This is a genomic window from Branchiibius hedensis (genome assembly GCF_900108585.1).
In the GTDB taxonomy this organism is placed as follows: Bacteria; Actinomycetota; Actinomycetes; order Actinomycetales; family Dermatophilaceae; genus Branchiibius; species Branchiibius hedensis.
Genome location: NZ_UESZ01000001.1, coordinates 264,016 through 284,775, shown reverse-complemented (window position 1 = coordinate 284,775; position 20,760 = coordinate 264,016). Strand labels below are relative to the sequence as shown.

Annotated in this window: 22 protein-coding genes and 1 pseudogene; 7 read left to right on the top strand and 16 right to left on the bottom strand. The window is 68.1% G+C overall.

Going from position 1 to position 20,760, the window contains the following annotated elements; all coding sequences use genetic code 11:
* Nucleotides 1-42 precede the first annotated feature (42 nt).
* From DR843_RS01485 to DR843_RS01470, 4 genes are read right to left on the bottom strand one after another with little or no spacing between them, the layout of a single operon-like run.
* The gene (locus tag DR843_RS01485; protein ID WP_211310161.1) at nucleotides 43-1,755 is read right to left on the bottom strand and encodes an FAD-dependent oxidoreductase; all 1,713 of its coding nucleotides are present in this window, start codon (nucleotides 1,753-1,755) and stop codon (nucleotides 43-45) included.
* Complete coding sequence (locus DR843_RS01480; RefSeq protein ID WP_109683777.1) at nucleotides 1,748-2,566, bottom strand: sugar phosphate isomerase/epimerase family protein; 819 nt, start codon at nucleotides 2,564-2,566, stop codon at nucleotides 1,748-1,750. The genes DR843_RS01485 and DR843_RS01480 overlap by 8 nt, the downstream gene beginning before the upstream one ends.
* Complete coding sequence (locus DR843_RS01475; RefSeq protein WP_109683776.1) at nucleotides 2,563-3,609, bottom strand: Gfo/Idh/MocA family protein; 1,047 nt, start codon at nucleotides 3,607-3,609, stop codon at nucleotides 2,563-2,565. Before DR843_RS01475 ends, DR843_RS01480 begins: the two co-directional genes overlap by 4 nt.
* Nucleotides 3,609-5,015 carry an MFS transporter gene (locus tag DR843_RS01470; RefSeq protein WP_245933934.1) on the bottom strand — a complete coding sequence of 469 codons (1,407 nt, stop codon included), beginning with the start codon at nucleotides 5,013-5,015 and terminating at the stop codon, nucleotides 3,609-3,611. The genes DR843_RS01475 and DR843_RS01470 overlap by 1 nt, the downstream gene beginning before the upstream one ends.
* Nucleotides 5,016-5,140: 125 nt before the next feature.
* Here DR843_RS01470 and DR843_RS01465 point away from each other — a divergent pair, with 125 nt between their 5' ends.
* From DR843_RS01465 to DR843_RS01450, 4 genes are read left to right on the top strand one after another with little or no spacing between them, the layout of a single operon-like run.
* The gene (locus DR843_RS01465; RefSeq protein WP_109683775.1) at nucleotides 5,141-6,250 is read left to right on the top strand and encodes a DNA glycosylase AlkZ-like family protein; all 1,110 of its coding nucleotides are present in this window, start codon (nucleotides 5,141-5,143) and stop codon (nucleotides 6,248-6,250) included.
* On the top strand, nucleotides 6,207-6,998 hold the full coding sequence (locus tag DR843_RS01460; RefSeq protein ID WP_245933933.1) for a LamB/YcsF family protein: 792 nt from the start codon (nucleotides 6,207-6,209) through the stop codon (nucleotides 6,996-6,998). Before DR843_RS01465 ends, DR843_RS01460 begins: the two co-directional genes overlap by 44 nt.
* Nucleotides 6,999-7,030: 32 nt before the next feature.
* Nucleotides 7,031-7,597 (top strand): 5-oxoprolinase subunit B family protein, encoded by a 567-nt coding sequence (locus DR843_RS01455; RefSeq protein ID WP_170119711.1) that lies wholly within the window; start codon nucleotides 7,031-7,033, stop codon nucleotides 7,595-7,597.
* Nucleotides 7,594-8,451, top strand: a complete 858-nt coding sequence (locus DR843_RS01450) for a 5-oxoprolinase subunit C family protein (protein WP_109688297.1) — start codon at nucleotides 7,594-7,596, stop codon at nucleotides 8,449-8,451. The genes DR843_RS01455 and DR843_RS01450 overlap by 4 nt, the downstream gene beginning before the upstream one ends.
* On the opposite strand, the gene DR843_RS01445 is transcribed toward DR843_RS01450, so the two are convergent.
* Together DR843_RS01445 and DR843_RS01440 are read right to left on the bottom strand one after the other, a co-directional pair.
* Nucleotides 8,448-8,660, bottom strand: coding sequence for a PLD nuclease N-terminal domain-containing protein (locus tag DR843_RS01445; RefSeq protein ID WP_109683773.1), 213 nt, complete (start codon nucleotides 8,658-8,660; stop codon nucleotides 8,448-8,450). The two genes, DR843_RS01450 and DR843_RS01445, sit on opposite strands and share 4 nt — an antisense overlap.
* An 18-nt stretch (nucleotides 8,661-8,678) precedes the next feature.
* Nucleotides 8,679-9,284: a TetR/AcrR family transcriptional regulator gene (locus DR843_RS01440; RefSeq protein WP_109683772.1), complete on the bottom strand. Its 606-nt coding sequence runs from the start codon at nucleotides 9,282-9,284 to the stop codon at nucleotides 8,679-8,681.
* A gap of 87 nt (nucleotides 9,285-9,371) precedes the next feature.
* Here DR843_RS01440 and DR843_RS01435 point away from each other — a divergent pair, with 87 nt between their 5' ends.
* Nucleotides 9,372-10,931, top strand: a complete 1,560-nt coding sequence (locus tag DR843_RS01435) for an MFS transporter (protein WP_109683771.1) — start codon at nucleotides 9,372-9,374, stop codon at nucleotides 10,929-10,931.
* Here the strand turns inward: DR843_RS01435 and truA are convergent.
* Nucleotides 10,877-11,703 (bottom strand): annotated as a pseudogene (gene truA, locus DR843_RS01430) (tRNA pseudouridine(38-40) synthase TruA). The gene DR843_RS01435 and the pseudogene truA overlap by 55 nt on opposite strands.
* Before the next feature lie 35 nt (nucleotides 11,704-11,738).
* Between truA and DR843_RS01425 the strand changes: the two are divergent.
* Entirely contained in the window at nucleotides 11,739-12,074 is a 336-nt protein-coding gene (locus DR843_RS01425) for a hypothetical protein (RefSeq protein ID WP_109683770.1), read from the top strand.
* Nucleotides 12,075-12,125: 51 nt separating this feature from the next.
* On the opposite strand, the gene rplQ is transcribed toward DR843_RS01425, so the two are convergent.
* The 7 genes from rplQ to infA form a co-directional block, all read right to left on the bottom strand.
* The gene (gene rplQ, locus DR843_RS01420) at nucleotides 12,126-12,722 is read right to left on the bottom strand and encodes a 50S ribosomal protein L17 (protein WP_109683769.1); all 597 of its coding nucleotides are present in this window, start codon (nucleotides 12,720-12,722) and stop codon (nucleotides 12,126-12,128) included.
* A 49-nt stretch (nucleotides 12,723-12,771) separates the two neighbouring features.
* A complete protein-coding gene (locus DR843_RS01415; protein ID WP_109683768.1) occupies nucleotides 12,772-13,797 on the bottom strand; it encodes a DNA-directed RNA polymerase subunit alpha in 1,026 nt (341 codons plus the stop codon).
* A gap of 146 nt (nucleotides 13,798-13,943) precedes the next feature.
* Nucleotides 13,944-14,552 carry a 30S ribosomal protein S4 gene (gene rpsD / locus DR843_RS01410; RefSeq protein WP_109683767.1) on the bottom strand — a complete coding sequence of 203 codons (609 nt, stop codon included), beginning with the start codon at nucleotides 14,550-14,552 and terminating at the stop codon, nucleotides 13,944-13,946.
* Between the two features lie 29 nt (nucleotides 14,553-14,581).
* A complete protein-coding gene (gene rpsK, locus DR843_RS01405; protein ID WP_109683766.1) occupies nucleotides 14,582-14,983 on the bottom strand; it encodes a 30S ribosomal protein S11 in 402 nt (133 codons plus the stop codon).
* 66 nt (nucleotides 14,984-15,049) lie between these two features.
* On the bottom strand, nucleotides 15,050-15,424 hold the full coding sequence (gene rpsM / locus DR843_RS01400; protein ID WP_109683765.1) for a 30S ribosomal protein S13: 375 nt from the start codon (nucleotides 15,422-15,424) through the stop codon (nucleotides 15,050-15,052).
* A gap of 284 nt (nucleotides 15,425-15,708) precedes the next feature.
* Nucleotides 15,709-15,822: a 50S ribosomal protein L36 gene (rpmJ, locus tag DR843_RS01395; protein ID WP_020575560.1), complete on the bottom strand. Its 114-nt coding sequence runs from the start codon at nucleotides 15,820-15,822 to the stop codon at nucleotides 15,709-15,711.
* Between the two features lie 110 nt (nucleotides 15,823-15,932).
* Nucleotides 15,933-16,154 (bottom strand): translation initiation factor IF-1, encoded by a 222-nt coding sequence (gene infA / locus DR843_RS01390; protein ID WP_006946284.1) that lies wholly within the window; start codon nucleotides 16,152-16,154, stop codon nucleotides 15,933-15,935.
* Nucleotides 16,155-16,495: 341 nt separating this feature from the next.
* Between infA and DR843_RS01385 the strand changes: the two genes are divergently transcribed.
* On the top strand, nucleotides 16,496-17,827 hold the full coding sequence (locus DR843_RS01385) for a cytochrome P450 (protein WP_109683764.1): 1,332 nt from the start codon (nucleotides 16,496-16,498) through the stop codon (nucleotides 17,825-17,827).
* Here DR843_RS01385 and DR843_RS19965 read toward each other — a convergent pair.
* Both DR843_RS19965 and DR843_RS19960 read right to left on the bottom strand, forming a co-directional pair.
* Nucleotides 17,824-18,492, bottom strand: coding sequence for a response regulator (locus tag DR843_RS19965; RefSeq protein WP_170119710.1), 669 nt, complete (start codon nucleotides 18,490-18,492; stop codon nucleotides 17,824-17,826). The genes DR843_RS01385 and DR843_RS19965 overlap by 4 nt on opposite strands.
* On the bottom strand, nucleotides 18,489-20,744 hold the full coding sequence (locus DR843_RS19960; protein ID WP_170119709.1) for a sensor histidine kinase: 2,256 nt from the start codon (nucleotides 20,742-20,744) through the stop codon (nucleotides 18,489-18,491). Before DR843_RS19960 ends, DR843_RS19965 begins: the two co-directional genes overlap by 4 nt.
* Nucleotides 20,745-20,760 lie beyond the last annotated feature (16 nt).

Below are 20,760 nucleotides of genomic sequence, written 5' to 3'. Positions count from 1 at the left end.
CTTGCGATGAAAACGTTTGTGCCGCGGCCGCTTCCAGACCAGTCAGATATCCGAAAACCATCGCCGGCCCGATGTTGATGCCCCCGACGGGTAGTGCCCGCCGAAGACCGAGCCCTGGTCGGTACCCACGGCGTACAGTCCGGGAATGACCGAACCGTCGGCGCTCAGCACCCGCGAACGCTCGTCGGCGCGCAGCCCCAAGAACGTTCCGAATGATCCCGGCAGCACCTTCACCGCGTAGTACGGCGGACGGTCCAGTACCGCCAGTGTCGGGTTCGGCCGCACGGTCGGGTCACCGGAGTATCGATTGAATGCAGTTGTCCCCCGGCCGTATTCGGGATCCTGCCCGCGAGCCGCCTCTTCGTTGAACTGCTGGACGGTCTTCGCCAACTGAGCGCCGTCGATGCCGCACTTCTCGGCCAGCTCCTCCAGGGTGTCCGCGCGTTGGAGATAGCCGCTGCGCAGGTAGGGCCACACCGGCACCGGGAAGGGTTTGGACATTCCCAGCGGGTACCGTCGCTGCGCTCGGTGGTCTGCGATCAGCCAGGACTCCACGGGCTGGCCCTCGGGTGTTGCCCGCAACATGCCGAGCACGTAGTCGTGGTAGCCGTTGGCTTCGTTGACGAATCGTCGCCCATCCGCCGTGACGCCGATGATGCCTGGTTTGCCGCGGTCCATGATGTGCGGGAAGACCCCGTCTGCTCGGCCGCGGTGCGGCACGAGGGAGACCGGGCACCAGGCGACCGGTGAGGCAACGCTCGTGTCCAGATCGCCACCGGCCCAGGTGCCCATCCGTAGCCCGTCGCCGGTGTCGGTGGCCGGAGCCAACGTGTGATGGTCCGCTCCGGTGCCGTGCGGGAAGAACTCGACCCGTCGCCGTACGTCGGCCGGGAACCCACCCGCTGCCAGCACAACTGCGCGTCGGGCACCGACCGTCACTGTGCCACGGGGACTTTCGAGCACGGCACCGCGGATCGCGCCGCTGCTGTCGCGGATCAAGGAGCGCACCGCCGTGTTCACTCGGACGTCGACGCCGAGGTCGTCGGCCGAGGCGAGGAGGCGGGCGATCAGGGCGGCGCCGTTGACCAGGTGGCGGCTCTCCCGGTGCAGGGTCAGGTCCAGCAGGTGCCTGGTGGTTCGTTTGGTTGCGTGCCACAGTCCGCGCGGATCGCGTTGTGCGGCGCGTAGGAAGCCCTGCAGGTCGGGACCGGCCATAATGCCCATGCCCAGGAACGAGGTCTCCCATAGTTGTTTCGGCAGGATGCTGCGCACCCGCTCCGGCAGCGTGTTGGTGTCGATTGGATCCGGTCCGACCGAGCGGTGCCCGGTGCCGGCGCCCGGAGTGTCCCCGTAGATGTCGTGGATCCAGGAGCCCGGGGTGAAGGTGAGGTGGGTCCGCTGCTGGAAGAAGTCGACCATGCGCGGCGCGGCACGCAGATAGGCTTCCACGCGCGAGGCGTCGAACTGCTCGCCCAGCCGCTGCTCGAGGTAGGTGCGCGGTCCGTCCAGCGGATCCTCGTCCACCCCGTCGGCCTTGGCGAACGACGTGCCCGGTGTCCACATCCAACCGCCGGAGCGACCGGTCGCACCACCGCAGCGGTCCGCCTTCTCCGCCACCATGACCGAGCAGCCACTGTCCGCGGCGGTGACCGCAGCAGCCAAACCACCGGCGCCCGATCCGACCACGAGCACATCGACGACTTCGTCGAAGGCCTCGACAGGGCCCTGCTCGCTGAGCATCGCTGCGTCAGTCATCGTGTCCTTCCTCCGCTTCCTTGATCGCGGAAACCGTTGTGTCGTACAGATACTGCGCCCACTGCTGCGCAGATCGGGTCCGCCGACCGATCGCACTAGGGCACTCGACGCTGACAACCACCTCAGGAGCAACCGCTTGCAAGAGACCGGTGACGTCGGCGTCGCCCAGCCCCGGGGCGAGTCGCTCGACCCGCGATTCCGCGACCAGAGCGGCCTTGTCAGCAGGTCGCTGGGCCGGGGCGTCGCAGACCTGGACCAGACCGACCCGGCCAGCCACTCGGCGTACCTGATCGGTCGTTGCCCCGAAGCGCAACAGGTGCAGAGCGTCGAGCAGGATCAGACAGTCGGCGTGCTGGGCCAGGTCGAATGCCTCGGGCAGCGAGTGCAGGCTGTTGTAGGAGATCGGCTCCAGGGTGACCGTCAACGAGCGATCCCGCGCATCCGCAACCACCCCGGTGATCGCACCCAGCGCCCGGTCCCGATCCGGGTCATCGACCGCGACAGTCACCGACTGAGCACCGAGGGCGGCCGCAGTGTCCAACATCGGCAGCCAATCATCCTGTGTCACAGCGCCATTCAACAGAATGAACTCCACGTCCTGGACGCTCACGCCGAGGTCGGCACAGCGCTCGACGGTTTGCTGGAGCAGCGGCGACCCGATACTGAGGTCGAAGGGCGACTCAGCTGCGGTGACCGCGCGGGCCCGCACGCCGACCACCTCGAAACCGGCGCCTGCGGCGACCTCGACCAGCTGCGGCGGGGTGAGCTCGATGAGGGACAAGTGAGCCAGGCCGAGAGTACGATCGGTCATGACGCGACCGCCATCTCGGCGCCACGGGCGATCGATTGCTCGATGGCGTCGATCACCCGCAACGTCTCCAGACCGGAGCGGCCGGTGACCAACGGGGCGCACTCTCCTCGGATCACCGCTGCGAAGTGCGCGATCTGTTCCGCCAACGGATCGGTGCGGTGCACCTCCAGCACGCGCGTCTGCATCGGCGACCACCACGATGGTTCGCCGGTCGTGGTCCGCAGCCGCATGGTCGGCACGCCGAGCGAGCCGAGAGTGCCACTGATCCGGTAGCAGTCCTCATCGGGGAACGTCGGGTAGGCCAGGTTCTCCTGTGCGGTCTGCTCCCAGGACCACGGCGAAGCCGCCGCATCGGACAGGGTGAAGGTCCCGAGCGCGCCGCTGGCGAACCGGAACAGGATCGCGGCCGTGTCTTCGACGGGGAACCCCCGGGTCGCGTTGGCGGCGATCGCCTCGACCTGCACGATCGGACCGAACAGCCCGAGCAACGCGTTCACGTCGTGCACCAGGTTGATCAGCACCGGACCACCACCGGGTTCGCGCCGCCACCCACCTCCGACGTCGAAGTAGTCGGCCGGCTTGGCGAACGTCGCCGAACCGCTCACCGCGACAATGCTGCCCAATGCGCCGGAGTCGATGATCGCGCGGGTTTCGCGCAGCAGCGGGCTGTGCTGGCGGTGGTGTCCGACCAACAAGGGCACGCCAGACGTCTCCGCGGCTGCGACCAGCACTTCGGCCTCAGCCGTTGTCGGCGCGAGGGGCTTTTCGACGAGGACCGGGATGCCCGCTTCGATACAGGCCAGGCCGCCCGGCACGTGCTGCGCGTTGGGGGTCGCGACGATGACACCGTCGGGGCGGCACCGATCGAAAAGGTCCGGCCAGCTGTCGACGCACGGGACGTCGTACGCGGCTGCGACCTCCCGGCCGGTGGGGGCCGGGTCGAGCACCCCCACCAACCGGGTCGCATCGCAGGCGACGATTTCTTCGATGTGCCGGCGGCCGATCAGACCTGCTCCGGCGACGGCGATTCCCAGTTGCGGCATCAGACCGACACAGGCTGGGATCGCGCCTGCTCGTACTCTTCCTTGCTCAACGGCTGGGCGTCGCGCTTACCCAACTGATCCAACGGGATCCGGAAGGGTTCGCGCACCGTGTACGCCGCGATCGCCGCCAGGATGGTGAAACCGAAGACGAACAGTCCCACGGTCAGTGGCACCGATCGGTTCGTCCCGGGAGGGGCGATCCAGCTCTCCAGAGTCGGGATGAAGCCGGTGAAGCCGAAGCCCACCTGAGTGGCGATCGCCGTGGCGGTCACCCGGGTCTTGGTCGGGAACAGCTCCAGGAAGAAGGAGGGGTACACCGCGTTGTAGCCCTGGTAGAAGACGCCCCACATGACCACGGCCATCACCAACGCGGCCAGGTCGTTCTTGTGCTGGATAGCCACCAGGTAGGGAAAGACCAGGGCACCGGACAGCAGGGTCCCGGTGATGTAGACCGGTCGGCGACCGATCTTGTCCGACAGGCGCCCGACGAACGGGATGATCAGGACGGCGGCAATGTTGCCGGCCACCGGGATCCACAAGAAGGTCGTCTTGTCCATCTTCAGGCCGTAGCCGTCCTGGGTGGCGTAGGCCGCACCGAAGACGGTTGTCGTCACCGCGACGGCGTTGACGAAGCACATGATCATGACTCGAGCCATGTTGGCCTTGCTCTGGGCGAAGGCCGTCGGGATGGGGGCGCGAGGCACCTCGTTCTCCAGGATCTCCTCCTGGAAGGCCGGAGTCTCATCGACCCGGCTGCGGATGATGTACGCCGCGAGCACCACCAGCGCGCTCAAGAGGAAGGGGATGCGCCAGCCCCAGCTGGTGAACTGGTCGTCGGGCAACCACGCGGACAGCGGGATGAACAGCGCTGCCGCCAGAATCTGCCCCGCCTGCGTGCCCTGCAAGTTGAAACTGCCGTAGAAACCGCGCTTGCCGAACGGTGCGTGCTCCAGCGTCATGGCGGCGGCACCGGCCAACTCACCGGAGACCGCGAAGCCCTGCAGCAGCCGCAGGAAGACCAACGCAGCCGGCGCCCAGAGGCCGATGGTGTCGTAACTGGGCAGACAGCCGACCAGGAACGTCGATGTCCCCATCATCATCATGCAGATGACCAGGACCTTCTTGCGTCCGATGGTGTCTCCGAAGTGGCCCATGAAGAACGCACCGACCGGCCGGGCGACGTAGCCGACACCGAAGGTCGCCAGCGACCCGATGATGGCGACCGCGTCGTTGCCCTTGGGGAAGAAGACCTGGGGGAAGACCAGAGCCGCGGCGCTGGCGTAGAGGAAGAAGTCGTAGTACTCAAGCGCACTACCCACCCAGCCGCTGGCCGCGGCCTTTCCTGGGGTCTTCTTCAGTTCCGGGCGGTCATGGCCCGGTAGATGCATATCCGACAGATCCGGCATGGGGTGCTCCTTTGACGTCGCCCTGCTCACGCTCTGCGAATGTTCGCATTGCGCACATCTGTTCTTACAGCGAACAATGTAGCGCAGATCACAGTCCGATGGGAACCCCCTGATTCACTGGACTCATGGCCGGGTCGCCGATCACTCTCACTCGCCCGCAGGCGCGAGCGATCGCCGTACGTGCCCCCTTGCTGACCGCCGCCCGGCCTGCGGGCCTGCTGCCCTTGGTTGACCACCTGGGTTCGTTGCAGATCGAACACACGGCGTACGTCGCGCCGACCGCCCACGTGGTCGCGTGGAGTCGGCTGGGGCGCAGCTATGACCCTGCCGAACTGGATGACGCCGTGGTCAGCGGTGACCTGGTGGAGTTCCTGATGCGCCTGGTGCCGGCCCGGGACATGGCGCTCTACCGGGCCGAGATGGCCAACTGGCCCGGCGACGAGCCACTGCGGGAATGGCAGGAGGACGGGGCCGAATGGCTGGCGGCCAACGACGACTGCCGACTGGACATCCTCGCCCGCCTCACCGACGAAGGCCCAACCGCCGCAAGCGATTTCCCGGATACCACGATTGTCCCCTGGCGCTCCTCAGGGTGGACGAACGACAAGAACGTGAACGCCGTGCTCGCCATGATGGTCCGTCGCGGAGAAGTCGCCGTGGCCGGACGCGAAGGTCAGGCCGTGCTCTACGACCTGGCCGAACGGGTCTACCCCGACGATCCGGTGCCAGCGCTGGAGGTGGCGCGGACGGCACGCGCGGCACGCTTCCTGTCCGCGATGGGCATAGCCCGCAGCGGTGGCCAGCAGGATCCACGAGAACCGCTGGTGATCAACGAGATCGGGGTTCCGGCGCGGATCGAGGGACTGCGCGGGATCTGGCGGGTGGACCCGACGTACCTGACTGACGCGCCGTTTCTGCCACGGGCCGCGCTCCTGTCTCCCCTGGACCGGTTGGTCTTCGACCGGAAGCGCACCGCCGAGCTCTTCGACTTCGACTACAAACTCGAGATGTATACCCCGAAGGACAAACGCCGCTGGGGCTATTGGGCGATGCCGGTCCTTTACGGCGACGAACTCGTCGGCAAACTCGACGCACAGACCGATCGCGACGCCGGCCGACTGCGAGTCCACGCCCTGCACTGGGATGTCGATCCGAGCCGCGCCATGATGGATGCCGTGCAGCACGAAATCGATGACCTGGCAGCGTGGCTCGGCGTGCGGCGCAGCGATGGCTGAGCGCATCGACCTGAACGCTGACCTGGGCGAGTCCTTCGGTCGGTGGCAGTTGGGTGACGACGCCGGCCTACTGCCCTTCCTCACCTCGGCCAACATCGCGTGCGGATTCCACGCGGGCGATCCGGCAACCCTGGTGCGGACCTGTTCGATAGCCGTCGAGCATTCCGTCCGGATCGGGGCTCAGGTCGCCTACCGGGACCTGGCCGGGTTCGGCCGTCGTTTCGTGGACGCGTCCTACGAGGAACTGTTCGCCGACGTGCTCTACCAGATCGGTGCGCTGGACGGCATCGCCCGCAGCCAGGGCGGCCGGGTTGCGTACGTGAAACCGCATGGCGCGCTCTACAACACCGCGGTGCACCACGAGACCCACGCGCGCGCAGTGGTGGACGCAGCGATCGCCGCGGGCGGTCTGCCGGTGATGGGCCTACCCGGGTCACGGCTGCTCACGTTCGCCGCCGCGGCCGGATTGACCTGTTACGCCGAGGCATTCGTCGACCGAGGCTACGCCGCGGACGGCACCCTCGTGCCGCGCTCGGCGAAGGGCGCCGTCATCACCCACACCCTCGAGGTGTGCGATCGTGCCACCTCCATCGCGGTGGACCACCGGGTGCGCTCGATCACGGGCGAGATGGTGCCGATTGAGGCCGATTCGCTGTGCTTGCACGGCGACACCGCCGGCGCGGTGGACCTGGCCCACGCGGTGCGGGATGCCCTACAGGCCGCGGGCGTGCGCGTGGCGGCGCCGTGATCCTGCGCCCGTACGCCGATCGCGGACTCCTCGTGGACCTCCCCTCCCGCGCGGGCCGGCGAGCGCTCCTGCAGGCACTGGACGGCCGGGCGGATCTGGAGGTCGTGGCCGGGGAGCACTCGGTGCTGGTCCTCGCACCGCCCGGCCGGCGAGCAACGGTTGCCGAGGAGTTGCGAGCGCTGGATCTCACTCGACCGGTCGCTGCGGACGGTGCCCGCGAGCACACCATCGCGGTGACCTACGACGGGGCCGACCTCGCGGTCGTCGCGGCGGTGTGGGGCTGTTCGCCCGAGGCGGTCGCGGACAGACACGCCAGCATCTCCTGGACCGTCGAATTCCTTGGTTTCACGCCGGGTTTCGGCTATCTCGTCACCGATCAGGAGCTGCCGCAGATGCCGCGCCGCGACTCGCCCCGCACCCGCATCCCGGCCGGCTCGGTCGCCCTGGCTGCGCACTACTGCGGCATCTACCCGCAGGCCACCCCCGGCGGCTGGCAGCTGATCGGCCACACCGACGCCACCCTCTTCGACCCGGGAGCAGACGACCCGGCCCTCCTGCACCCCGGCGACACCGTCCGCTTCTCACCGTCGTGGCCGTGATCCACGTCGTTGCAACCGGGCCGCAGGCGCTGATCGAAGACCTCGGTCGCCCCGGTCACCTTGCGATCGGGGTCGCTCCCAGTGGGGCCATCGACGCCCCAAGCCTGCGGCTGGCCAATCGAGTCGTTGGCAACCCCGAAGACGCCGCCGGCCTTGAGGTTGTGCTGGGCGGGCTGGTGTTGCAGGCAGATTCGCCAATTGTGGTCATGGTGGCCGGTGCCCCCGCTCCGGTAACCATCGACAGGAGGGCCGTCCCCTTCGGTGAGCCCGTTACCGTAGCGCCGGGGTCACGGCTCGCCCTCGGCCGACCACCAGCGGCCCTGCGGAGTTACGTTGCCATTCGCGGTGGGATCGACGTCCCTGCCGTCCTGGGATCGCGCAGCACCGACACCTCCAGCGGTCTCGGGCCGACACCCCTGCAAGCCGGAGACCAACTCCCGGTGGGCCCTGCCCCCGACCAACCGGTGACCCACGCCGACCACCTGCCCGTCCCTGGTGGCCCGGTCCAGGTGGTGGCGCATCTGGGACCACGTGACGATCTGTTGACCAATGAAGCGAAAGATCAACTGGCCCAGAGCGTTTGGCGCGTTTCGAGCCACACCGACCGGATCGGCGTACGACTGGAGGGTCCGCCCCTCGACCTCACGCACACCGGGGAGCTACCCAGCTCGCCGATCATCGCCGGCGCGATCCAGGTGCCGCCGTCCGGGCAGCCGATCATCTTCCTCAACGATCACCCGACCACGGGTGGATACCCGATCGTGGCGTGCATCCGCACCGAGGATCTCGCTCACCTCGGCCAGGCGCGGCCAGGCGATGTGGTCCGAATCTCCCTGCGGGACAACCCGATCTAGCGTCGACCCCGCGCCAGATAGGCGATTGGACCAAGCGGTTGCACGAAGCATCCCGCGGCCCACAGCAGCTTCGGCCCGCGCACGGCGGAGGCCGGCCGGCGGACCAGATCGGTCAACGCGTATGCGGTGAGGACCACCTCGACGGCACCCGCCGCTACGACTGCGGCCTGCTGGCCGGTGGACAGGTCGGACCACTTCTTCTTCGCCATGAAGGCACCGTAGCCCGGCTACGTGAGCGCCCGCGTCGCCTGGCGTGCGATGCCGTCCAGCAACTCACCTTCGGGCGGCCAGGGGAAGCGGCGGACCGCGTCGGTCAGGCTCACCAGACCGTGGATCGCGCACCACAGGAGTACCGCCCGATGACGCGCCTCATCCTCGGGCAGCGGCACGTGCCGCAACACCGACACGGTCATTTCGAACTGGTCCTTGCCCGGATACTGCTCCCCCACCAACTGCGTCACGCCGAGGGTGGTGGTGAACAGCGCCTTGTAGGCGCCGGGGTAGGTGCGGGCGAACGCCAGGTAGCCATCGCCGTACGCCCTGATCTGCTCGTACGGCGTAGGGCCGGCTTCCGCGGCGGCCTCTTGGAGGGCGGCCCCGAAGCGTTCGTAGAACGCGGTCTTCATCGCCATCAGCAACTCGTCGAGGGAGTCGAAATGCAGATAGAGCGAGGTCGTGGCCACCCCCACCTCACGGGCAACCGCGCGCAACGAGAGCGCCCAGGGGTCTTCAGCCTGCTCGGTCAACCGCATCGCGGCCTCGATGATCTCCTCGCGCAGCCGGGCGCCCTCGCCTCGGACGGCGGGGCGACGTCGCGCGGTGTCGCTGCTCACGACCTCATCCTAGCTGCGGGTTGACACCCGTAGCCTAACGAGCGTTAGGCTACGGATGTTCACCAAACCCAGGACCGGAGACAAACCATGACTGCCAGCCGCACCCCCGGCCGCACCCTGTTGTTGATCTGCACGGCGATGTTCATGCTCATGCTCGACCTCACGATCGTCGCGGTGGCCCTGCCGGACATCCAGGAGTCGCTGCACGCGGGCCTGTCCGATCTGCAGTGGGTCATTGACGCCTACACGCTGCCGCTGGCCGCGCTGCTGCTCACCGCGGCCACGATGGGTGACCGGATCGGCCGACGTCGGGTCTTCCTCGCCGGAATGGCGATCTTCACCCTCGGCTCCCTTGCCTGTGCACTGGCAGTGAATGCCCTGGCATTGAACCTGTCTCGCGCTTTCCAGGGCATCGGCGCTGCGATGCTCTTCGGCGTCGCGATGCCGATCCTGGGCGACGCCTTCCCCGACCCCAAGGCGCGCGCCAAGGCAATCGGCGCCTTCGGAGCGACGCTGGCGTCGGCTACCGCGGTCGGGCCGCTGCTGGGCGGCGCGATCGTCGACAACATCGGCTGGGCGTGGATCTTCGCGATCAACGTGCCGGTCGGCATCCTGGCGTTCGTCGGTGCGTGGCGCTGGATGGCCGAATCGCGTGCGGCGACCCCGCGGCCGGCCGACTGGTGGGGCACGCTCGCGCTGACGGTGTCGCTGACGGCCTTGGTCTTCGCGATCATCCGCGGCCAGGCGCAGGGGTGGGGATCGCCGGTGATCGTCGGCGGATTCGCGCTCGCGGCCGCTGCGCTGGTCGCCTTCATCGCCCGAATGGCCACCACCCCGGCACCGCTGGTGGACCTGCACCTGTTCACCGAGCGGCGTTTCGTGGGAGTGGGTCTCGCCGCCCTCCTGATCGCCGGCACCATCGTCGCGGCGACCAACTACGTCGGCCTGTACTTCGTGAACACCCTCGGCTACACGCCCTTCCAAGCCGGCCTTCGGTTCCTGACGCTGACCCTCGCGTCCTTCGTGGCGGCGCCCATCGCCGCCCAGCTGATGCATCGCATCCCGCTGCAAGTCTCCGTGCCCGTCTCACTCGCCTTCGTCGGTGTCGGCATGTGGTGGGCCTCGCACGTCGACGCCGCATCGGACTGGACCGCGACCGCACCCGGATTCGTCCTCGCCGGTATCGGTCTGGGCGCATCCAGTGCCGTGCTCTCAGCCGCCGCGCTGGCGACCGTCGAGCCGGACCGGGCCGGGATGGCCACCGGGTTGGTCAACACGCTGCGCCAGGTCGGCACCGCGACCGGGGTGGCGATCTGTGGGGCGCTCTTCACCGCGACCGCCACGTCCCACGTGCACACCTCGCTGGATAGCGCCGCCCCCGCCGCGCAGGTGACCGCGATGGCCGACGCCGTGTCCTCCGGAGCCGGCGTCCGGGTGGCCGCCGCCGTCCCACCGGCGCAGCAGGAGACGGTCGCACACGTAGCCCGGGCCGCGACCGCCGAGGCGATCCACACCGTGCTGTGGGTGGGTGGCGCCGTCGCTCTGATCGGTGCCGTGGTCTGCCTGGCGCTGCTGGTGCAACGCCGACCGGTTCAGTCCGGCAGCGAGCGCACCGAGCGCGACTCCTTGGCTCGTACGCCGAGTTGATCGTCGCGGGGGTACCTCACCTCTTCGAGGCACAACCCGTGCGGTGGCATCACCAGGATCGCTGAATCCCGTTGCCGCGCAGCGAGTTTCTCCCCGGCCAGTACCTCGGCTGTCGTCCCTCACCGACCGGCACGACCACCCCGACCAGGGATCGCACCATCGAGTGACAGAACGCGTCGGCGATGACGGTGGCCACCAGGACACCGTCATCGTCGCGAGTCCAGTCGTAGCGCAGCAGCGTGCGAACGGTCGTCGCACCCTCGCGGCGTTTGCAGAAGGCAGCGAAGTCGTTGAGGCCGACCAGCGCGTTCGCGGCCTCGTGCATCGCGTCGACGTCCAGCGGTTTGCGCCACGACACGGTGTCGCCGCGTCGGGTCGGATCCGCCCAGCCGTCCGCGAGCCGGTAGCTGTACCGCCGCGACGTCGCCGAGAACCGTGCGTCGAAACCCTCCGGCGCCTCATGGACCGCGCGCACCCGGATGTCCTGCGGCAGCACCCCGTTCAGGCGCGTGACTGCCGCCGCGTCAGGGGTGCGGTCCGAGCGGCCCGGCAGATCGTCGTACGCCGATCGGTCGACGTCCAGGTGCGCGACCGCTCCGCGGGCGTGGACTCCCGCGTCGGTGCGTCCGGCGGTCGTCAGCTTCGGCGGTGGTGTCCGCAGCACCGTCGCCCAGGCGGCTGCGAGTTCGGACTCGACGGTCCGCAGTCCGGGTTGTGCCGCCCAGCCGGCGAATCCGGCCCCGTCGTACCCGAAATCCACCCGCACACGCACTCGTTCAGCCTAGCCAGTCGCCCTACCCTGGGAAGATGCCGGAGGTCACCGTCGCCGATGACGAGCTGCACGTCGCGTTGAACCATCGCGAGCACCTGTTGACGCTCACCTCGACGTTCGAGGTGCCGTTGTCCGCGGTCGCCGACGCCCGGGTCTTCGAAGAGGGTCAGCCCCTGCCGTGGTGGCGGGTCGGCACCCACTTTCCCGGCGTGTTCCGCGCCGGCCGGTTCCGCGGGGACGGTCTGCGGTACTTCATCTTCCACCGCTCCGGCCGGCCCGCGATCGACATCACCCTCACCGACGAACGCTTCGACCGGTTGATCATCGATGCGGCCGACCCGGAGGCATTGGTGCAACAGCTCCAGCCATGAGAAAGGTCCCGCCCGGTAGACCGGACGGGACCTTCTTCGGTGATCGAGCGATCAGGCCTTCGCGTCGCCCTCTGCCGCAGCGGAGTCGTCCGCCGCGGAGTCGTCGGCTACGGTCTCGTCGCTGGCCACAGCGTCCGCCTCTTCGGCGACCGTCGGCTCGTCAACGGGAGCCTCTGCTTCGACGATCTCCTCGGCGGGAGCAGCGTCCTCGTCAGCGGCCTTCTTCGAAGCAGCCTTCTTGGTCGCACCCTCGGCCTCGGCCACGACGGCGCGCTTCGGCTTGGCGTTCACCGGCTCGCGGACGAGTTCGATGACGGCCATCGGCGCGTTGTCGCCCTTGCGGGGGCCGATCTTGGTGATGCGGGTGTAGCCACCGTCGCGACCGTCCATGTCAGGCGCGATCTCGGTGAAGAGGCGGTGCACGACACCCTTGTCGCGCACCACGGTCAGCACGCGGCGGCGCGAGTGCAAGTCACCGCGCTTGGCGAAGGTGACCAGCCGCTCGGCCAGCGGACGCAACCGCTTGGCCTTGGCCTCGGTGGTGGTGATGCGGTCGTGCTCGAACAGGCTGGTCGCCAGGTTGGCGAGGATGAGCCGCTCGTGCGCGGGTCCGCCACCGACGCGGGGGCCCTTGGTAGGGGTAGGCATTGGTTCTCCTAGTAGTTCTGGGTTCGGCTAACGCCAAATCCCTTGCGGCTCAGTACTGCTCGTCCTCGGCGAAGGCGGCGTCGTCATCGTCGACGTCATCCTCGTAGCGGTCGGCGATGGCGCTCGCGTCGAACCCGGGCGGGCTGTCCTTGAGCTGCAGACCCATCTCCTGCAACTTCTCCTTGACCTCATCGATGGACTTCGCACCGAAGTTGCGGATATCCAGCAGGTCGGCCTCGCTGCGGGCGACGAGTTCACCCACGGTGTGGATGGCCTCGCGCTTGAGGCAGTTGTAGGAGCGGACCGTCAGGTCCAGGTCCTCGATCGGCAGGGCCAGGTCAGCGGCCAGCGCAGCGTCGGTCGGCGAGGGGCCCATGTCGATGCCCTCGGCCTCGACGTTGAGCTCACGGGCCAGACCGAACAGCTCGACCAGCGTCTTACCGGCGGAGGCCATGGCGTCGCGCGGAGCGATCGCGTTCTTGGTCTCCACATCGACGATCAGCTTGTCGAAGTCGGTGCGCTGCTCGACACGGGTCGCCTCGACCTTGTAGGTCACGGCCAGCACCGGCGAGTAGATCGAGTCGACCGGGATCCGGCCGATCTCCTGGTCAGCGGACTTGTTCTGCTGCGCCGAGACGTAGCCACGACCACGCTCGACGGTCAGCTCGACCTCGATCTTGCCCTTGTCGTTCAGGGTGGCGATGTGCAGGTGCGGGTTGTGCACCTCGACACCGGCCGGCGGCGCGATGTCCGCAGCGGTGACCTCACCGGGGCCCTGCTTGCGCAGGTACATCACGACGGGCTCGTCGTGCTCGGAGGAGACGACCAGACCCTTGACGTTCAGGATGATCTCGGTGACGTCCTCCTTGACCCCGGGGATCGTGGAGAACTCGTGCTGCACACCGTCGATGCGCAGGCTGGTGACGGCCGCGCCCGGAATGGACGACAGCAGGGTGCGACGCAGGGAGTTGCCGAGCGTGTAGCCGAAACCGGGCTCCAGCGGCTCGATGACGAACCGCGAACGGTTGTCGGAGACGAACTCCTCGCTGAGGGTGGGGCGCTGTGCGATGAGCACTTTTCATTCCTTCCCACGGGCGACCGCTATATGACGCCTCGTGACTGGCCGCCGGATCATCTGTCCGAACCGGCGGGGTTCGGTACGCCGAGCGCCCACCTTCGCTTGTGACAAGCCCAGGTGGGCACGCGGCGTACCGGCGTGGATCAGTTCTTCGAGTAGAGCTCGACGATCAGCTGCTCAGACAGCGGCACGTCGATCTGCTCACGGGTCGGCAGCTGGTGGACCAGGACCTGCAGGGTGCCCTCGGACACGTGCAGCCAGGCCGGGACCGGGCGCTCACCGAAGGTCTCGCGAGCCAGCTGGATCGGGAAGGCTTCCCGGGACTTCTCGCGGACCGTGATGATGTCGTACTGCTCGACGCGGTAGGACGGGACGTCGACGCGCACGCCGTTGACCTCGAAGTGGCCGTGCGTGACCAGCTGGCGGGCGGCCCGACGGGTACGGGCCAGGCCGGCGCGGTAGATCACGTTGTCCAGGCGGGACTCCAGGATGGTCAGCAGGTTCGCACCGGTCTTACCGGGGCGACGCGCCGCTTCCTTGTAGTAGCGGACGAACTGCTTCTCCATGACGCCGTAGGTGAAGCGAGCCTTCTGCTTCTCCTGCAGCTGGTTCAGGTACTCCTTCTCCTGGATGCGACCGCGGCCGTGCTGGCCGGGCGGGAAGGGGCGCTGCTCGAAGCTCTTGTCGCCGCCGACGAGGTCGACCTTGAGGCGACGAGACTTCTTGGTGATGGGTCCGGTGTAACGGGCCATGATTCAGATCTCCTTTACGGTCTGTCGCGTCAGCTGCGGCGCTTGGGCTGGCGGACACCGTTGTGCGGCTGCGGGGTGACGTCGGCGATCGCGCCGACCTCGAGGCCCGCGGCGGCCAGCGAACGGATGGCGGTCTCACGGCCGGAGCCCGGACCCTTGACGAAAACGTCGACCTTGCGCATGCCGTGCTCCATGGCACGGCGGGCGGCGGCCTCGGCGGCCATCTGCGCGGCGTACGGCGTGGACTTACGCGAGCCCTTGAAGCCGACCTGGCCGGCGGAGGCCCACGCGATCACAGCACCCGTGGGGTCGGTGATCGAGACGATGGTGTTGTTGAACGTGCTGCGGATGTAGGCGTTGCCAGCGGCAACGTTCTTCTTCTCCTTGCGGCGCACCTTCTTGGCGCCCGCTACACGGCTCTTGGGAGGCATTCTCTTCTAACTCCTGTGTCAGTTCTCAGCTGTGCTCGAAAAGGCAGCAGTCCGCTGGTGAGCGGATTACTTGGCCTTCTTCTTGCCGGCCACGGTCTTCTTCGGGCCCTTGCGGGTGCGCGCGTTGGTCTTCGTGCGCTGACCGTGGACGGGCAGGCCACGACGGTGGCGCAGGCCCTGGTAGGAGCCGATCTCCACCTTGCGGCGGATGTCGGCGGCCACCTCGCGGCGCAGGTCACCTTCGAGGCGGAAGTTGCCCTCGAGGTAGTCGCGGAGCTGAACCAGCTCTTCGTCGCTGAGGTCACGGACACGGGTGTCCGGGTTGATGCCGGTCGCTGCCAGCGTCTCCTGGGCGCGGGTCTTGCCCACGCCGAAGATGTAAGTAAGGCCGACCTCGACGCGCTTCTCGCGCGGCAGGTCGACACCGATCAAACGTGCCATGGCGGCTGTTCTCCTGTGATTGGTCGCCACGGGCCTTTCGGGCCCGCAACGTGCGGAGGTCTGGTGCAACGTCGGTCCCGTTGGTCGACGGCCCTCATGTGGTGAGCGCCGGCTCGAACCGGAGTGGTTCTTGCGGGTCTTCGGCCTCCGCGGCCGAAGGTGGCGTCCTGCGCAGCTGCGCAGGGGCTGGGCGTTGCGGTTGTTGTCATTCAGTTGTGTGGTGCGGGTACTACGTCTTGCTGGTCTTGAAGACCGGCGGGTCGTGCGGGGCGGTGGCCCTGCGATCAGCCCTGGCGCTGCTTGTGGCGCGGGTTCTCGCAGATCACCATGACCCGGCCGTGACGGCGGATCACCTTGCACTTGTCGCAGATCTTCTTGACGCTCGGCTGGACCTTCATCTGCCTACCGTCTCGAAGTCGGGCCGTGCTGCGGACAGCTCGGCGGTTGACGTGTGGGTGGGTGCGTCCGGGATGGACGCGGATACTGCTGGTTGTTGCTGGTATCGCGGTCAGCGGTACCGGAAGACGATCCGGCCGCGGGTCAGGTCGTACGGGCTGAGCTCCACCACCACGCGGTCCTCAGGGAGGATCCGGATGTAGTGCTGGCGCATCTTGCCCGAGATATGAGCGAGAACCTTGTGACCGTTGGTCAACTCCACCCGGAACATGGCGTTCGGGAGAGCTTCCACGATCGTGCCCTCGATCTCGATGACACCGTCCTTTTTGGCCATAAATCTGCCCCCGCCTGCGCGGGTTAACCTCCAGAATTGTCTGACTGCGATGAGTGCGGACCGGGAATTGCGGTCGGCATCCGTGTGAACGGTGTGCCTTCCGCGGACATTCCTGACCCGACGTACTAGCCTACCTGCCCGCGCGATACCGCCCAAATCGCGGCGTCGAGGGAGTCGGATCAGCCGATCCGCGCGGGTTGGCAACAGATGCGCGAGTTACAACCCGCGCGGCTGTCGATAACCCGCGCAGATGGCACCGAGCAGCTACCTACCGCCCAGTAGCCACCGTTATGTAATCTGGGTCACTACAGCTGTCGAAAACCACCGGGAGCAGTACGACCATGAGCCTGACCCACCTGCCCAGTCTGCATCGCCCCGCCAGCCACGGCGCCGGCGTACGTCATAAGGCGCAGTCGATGCTGCACTGGGGGCTGTCCCAGGGCCTGCCCAACGTCGTGGTCAAGATGGCCGCGCGCAAGGGCGACCTGCAGGGCCTGCTGACCCAGGCGGGCAGCGGCGATGAGATCTGGGAGGTCATCGACCAGGTTCGCGCGCAGGGGCCGCTGGTCAAAGGCCGGGTCACCTTCATCACCGCGGACCACGCAGTCGTGAGCGAGGTGCTCACCTCCAAGGCATTCCGCACCGGCAACCCGCTGGACCGCCTCGGCTTCCTGGCCACTGCCAGCATCCGGCTGCGCCCGGACACGATGCACCCGTTGGTCGAGCCGTCGCTGCTGGTCACCGAGCCGCCGGATCACACCCGCTATCGCAAGCTGGTGACGCGCGTCTTCACGATGCGCGCGGTGGAGAAGTTGCGTGACCGCGCCGAGACCGTCGCGCGCGAACTGCTCGATGAGCTCGAGGGCCGGGTCGACCTGGTCGAGCAGTACTGCAGCCTCCTGCCGGTCACCCTGATCTCGCAGATCCTCGGCATCCCGACCTCCGAGCGCCGCAACGTGCTGGCGATGGGTTCGGACATCGCCGCCAGCCTCGACTTCGGACTGTCCTGGCCGGAGTACCGCGACGTCGACGCGGGTCTGCGCCGGTTCGACGCGTGGCAAGAGGCGCACATCGAGACGCTGCGCAAGAACCCCGGCGATGACCTGCTGAGCCAACTGGTCCACGTGCAGGACGAGGACGGCACCCTCGACATGGCCGAGTTGAAGGCCACCGCAGGCCTGGTGCTGGCGGCGGGCTTCGAAACCACCGTCAACCTGCTCGGCAACGGCATCAAGCTGCTCCATGACAACCCAGAGGAACTCAGCAAGCTCCAGCAGGATCCGGCCCTGTGGCCCAACGCGGTCGAGGAAGTGCTGCGCATCGATCCCCCGGTGTTACTGACCGCTCGATTCGCCCCCGAGCCGACGACCCTTGAGGGACAATACATTTCGGCGGGCCTGCAGGTCGTCGTACTCCTGGCCGGGGCCAACCGCGATCCCCACGTGTTTGAGGACCCGACCCGCTTCGATGTCACACGAGCCAACGCCCGCGACCATCTGTCGTTCTCCGCCGGTCGGCACCACTGCCTCGGCGCGGCGCTGGCCCGGATGGAAGGCGAAGTGGGGCTGAAGTCGTTCTTCGACCGCTACCCCGACGTCACCCTGCTGCCGGGGGCGCAGCGCCGGCCGACCCGCATCCTGCGTGGCTGGCGAACCCTGCCCGCGCAGGTCTAGAGGTCGACGTACCCGTCCTTGGTCGCTTCCCGCAGCGACGCGTACAGATTGCTGACCGGGCGCCCCAACTCGGCGTACCGCGCGGCGATCCGTTGCACGTAGGTCTCCACCGTGCGCGCCGAAACCGGTTGCGGCAGAGACTTACCGATCGCCTTCTTGGGTACGCCGGCCGCCAGCTGCCGCAGTACCTCCACCTCGCGCGGCGCAAGGGAGGCCATCAGCCCGGGTTCGGTCAGTAGCGCCTCGGCGAAGTGTCCGGACACCGCGAACTCCCCCGCTGCCACCGACCGGATGGCATCGACCAGGTCTTCCTCGGGATCGGACTTCAGCGCCAGCCCGGAAGCACCCGCGCTGACCAACGCGCGCAACTGCGCCGGGCGAGTGCTCGCCGTGAAGAGCAACACGCGCAGGCCACGCCCCACGACCATCGCGACGTTGGCTTCGGGGTCGCTGCCGTCGTCAACGTCGACGTCCAGCAGCACCAGGTCGGGTCGGGCGTTGCGGTCCCAGTCCAGGTCCTTGACGCTGGACACGAGGAAATCGACGTGAATGTCCGGCGCGATCTGAGCCAGCCCGCTGATCACTCCCCGCAACACAATCGGGTGATCATCGACCACCCCGATCCGGATCGGGGTGGTCGCCGCGCCCTCCAAATGCTCGCTCACGGTCCGATCATCGCCGACCCTGACGCCCCAGGGACAGTCCGGGGAACTCCGGACACCTGAGCCGAATCGAACTGCACCACAAGGTACGTCGATCCATCCGTTCGCACCGAACCCACACCGAGCGCCGAAATCTGCTCGCATGCCTCTTGGTCCACCGGTCGCACCGTGACGGTGGTCCGGGTGCCATCCGGGCCCGCAGTGCTGGAGACCCCGATGCGGGCGGGCGCACAGTTCCTCAGCGCTGCGAGCACCTGCGTCACGAAGGCCATGTGCTCGGATGGCATCGGCGCCACCTGGCTCAAGGTCACCTGGGCGCCGCTCTCGCGCAGACTGTGCACCGGCGCGGTCAGATCGGCCGGCCATTGCGTCGTCGGTCCGCCGAGCCCGTCGCGCACCCACGCCTCGAGCACGGCCGCCCGCCGACGGACCGCGTCGTCACGAGGATCGCTGTCCGGGCTGGCGACGTCGGCAAGGAACGGCTGGATCCGGGCGCGCAGATCCCCCACCCGGTCGCGCAGCGCCTGCTCTCGCAGGTCCGCCTCGACCTGACGCACCACACTGTGCTGCCGGATGTCGTTGTCTTGCAACGCTCTTCGAACTCCCCGCTCGGTCCACCACGCACCGCCGAGGATCAATGGAGCCAACGCGAACGGCGCGAAGAGGGCACCGGCCAACCCCAGGATCTGATTGAGACTGGATCCGGTGACGACCAGCAGCGCGACCGGCAGGGTCGCAATGACCAGGACGGCAATCGCGCACTCCAGCAGCGAGCGCCCGACAACCGAGAAAGCGGTCAACGGCATCGCCGACGAGGCCAACCAGAACAGCGTCGGGTCGGAGGCACCGGCCGGGAGCGCATAGGCGTTGAGACCGATCGCCGTGCAGGCGATCGCCACCATCACCAGGTTCATCCGCCACCCGATGTCCCGCTGCCGGTAGGCCCAAGCCCCGAAACACCACGCCAGCACCACCAGGACGGTTCCGAGCACTCCCGCCCACGGGTGCTGCAGTTCGCCCGCGCGCAGCGCACACTGCAGCACACACGCCACGACGAACGGGCCACTGATCAGCACAGCGACCCGCCGGGCCCGGACCTGGTCGACCCAGTCGGTGTCCTCACTGGTCTGCGACGCCCACTGCAGCCGCACCCGGGTGCCGGTTGCGCCGGAGGTGATGCTCGCCGTACCGGCGATGTCACCCATCCTGGCCACGATCCCGTCCCGGACCCCGAACCGGTCGCGCGGCACCTGGGCGGGTTTGAAACCCCGCCCCTGGTCGATCACGTCGACCACAACCGCATTGCCGACGTCCCGCAGTACGACCCGCGCCTCCCCGACACCCGCGTGCCGGCGGACGTTGCGCAAGGCCTCGCGCACCACGGCGGCGACCACGTCCACGACGTCGGGCGCAACCGTGACGGACGCAAGGTCGAGGTCCACCGTCAGTCCGCTCTCGGCGGCGACGTCGCTCAGCACACCGCCCAGGTCGACCGTGGGCGGATCGGTAACGCTCAGATCGGCCAGCCGGTCAGCCGCCTCCGCAGCGATGGAGCGCACCTCGGCGCGGTCGAGTCGCTCACTGAGCGTCACTGCCCGCAGCGCATGGGCGACCTCGTCATGCAGGAACCGGTCGACCCAGCGGGTGTGCGCTTCCTTGCCGACCGACCGGGCCTCCGCGGTCAGCTGGATCACCTGCCGGCGCTCCCGCGCATCATTCACTTCCCCGACCCTGCGCAGCAGACCGGCCGCCTGGGCTGTGGCGATCGCCGCCGCACACGCCCCGAGGATCTCCACGACGGCCAGGGCTGGGTGGCGTGGATCCACGACCCAGCGACCGACCACCGCCACCACCACCACCGCGGCGGCCAGCAGTGCGCCCCGCCAGTCCGGCAGGCCGAGCAGCACGTACAGCAGAGGCAACGCCAGCACGACGGTGACCCACCACCCGGCGCCGTCCGCGCGGAACCCCACCCGGCCGAGGCCACAGATCAGCGCGGTCGCGGCGGCGACGACCGCAACGACGATCGCCACGTCACGACGAAAGCCCGAGCGCCACACCGATGCCGCCAGCACGAGCAGGGCAACGGTCGTGCCGATGCCGGCGATCGCCGCCGCCGTGGAGTCGAGCAGCAGGTTGGCCGAACTGGCCCACATGACCGCCAGGAACAGCACGCAGGCACCGAAGTAGAAACCCCGGCTGACCCGCTCCATGGTGCGCGACCACGATGCAGCGGGGACATCAGCGGCAGTCACGACACCCAGCGTGTCA

Bases quoted from the DNA above. Each gene is read 5' to 3' on its own strand.
- rpsM (WP_109683765.1), bottom strand. From the start codon at position 15,424: ATGGCACGTTTGATCGGTGTCGACCTGCCGCGCGAGAAGCGCGTCGAG.
- rpsK (WP_109683766.1), bottom strand. From the start codon at position 14,983: ATGCCTCCCAAGAGCCGTGTAGCGGGCGCCAAGAAGGTGCGCCGCAAG.
- rpsD (WP_109683767.1), bottom strand. From the start codon at position 14,552: ATGGCCCGTTACACCGGACCCATCACCAAGAAGTCTCGTCGCCTCAAG.
- DR843_RS01475 (WP_109683776.1), bottom strand. From the start codon at position 3,609: ATGCCGCAACTGGGAATCGCCGTCGCCGGAGCAGGTCTGATCGGCCGC.
- DR843_RS01435 (WP_109683771.1), top strand. From the start codon at position 9,372: ATGACTGCCAGCCGCACCCCCGGCCGCACCCTGTTGTTGATCTGCACG.
- DR843_RS01470 (WP_245933934.1), bottom strand. From the start codon at position 5,015: ATGCCGGATCTGTCGGATATGCATCTACCGGGCCATGACCGCCCGGAA.
- DR843_RS01425 (WP_109683770.1), top strand. From the start codon at position 11,739: ATGCCGGAGGTCACCGTCGCCGATGACGAGCTGCACGTCGCGTTGAAC.
- DR843_RS01385 (WP_109683764.1), top strand. From the start codon at position 16,496: ATGAGCCTGACCCACCTGCCCAGTCTGCATCGCCCCGCCAGCCACGGC.
- DR843_RS01465 (WP_109683775.1), top strand. From the start codon at position 5,141: ATGGCCGGGTCGCCGATCACTCTCACTCGCCCGCAGGCGCGAGCGATC.
- infA (WP_006946284.1), bottom strand. From the start codon at position 16,154: ATGGCCAAAAAGGACGGTGTCATCGAGATCGAGGGCACGATCGTGGAA.
- rplQ (WP_109683769.1), bottom strand. From the start codon at position 12,722: ATGCCTACCCCTACCAAGGGCCCCCGCGTCGGTGGCGGACCCGCGCAC.
- DR843_RS01460 (WP_245933933.1), top strand. From the start codon at position 6,207: ATGACCTGGCAGCGTGGCTCGGCGTGCGGCGCAGCGATGGCTGAGCGC.
- DR843_RS01480 (WP_109683777.1), bottom strand. From the start codon at position 2,566: ATGACCGATCGTACTCTCGGCCTGGCTCACTTGTCCCTCATCGAGCTC.
- DR843_RS01445 (WP_109683773.1), bottom strand. From the start codon at position 8,660: ATGGCGAAGAAGAAGTGGTCCGACCTGTCCACCGGCCAGCAGGCCGCA.
- DR843_RS01485 (WP_211310161.1), bottom strand. From the start codon at position 1,755: ATGACTGACGCAGCGATGCTCAGCGAGCAGGGCCCTGTCGAGGCCTTC.
- rpmJ (WP_020575560.1), bottom strand. From the start codon at position 15,822: ATGAAGGTCCAGCCGAGCGTCAAGAAGATCTGCGACAAGTGCAAGGTG.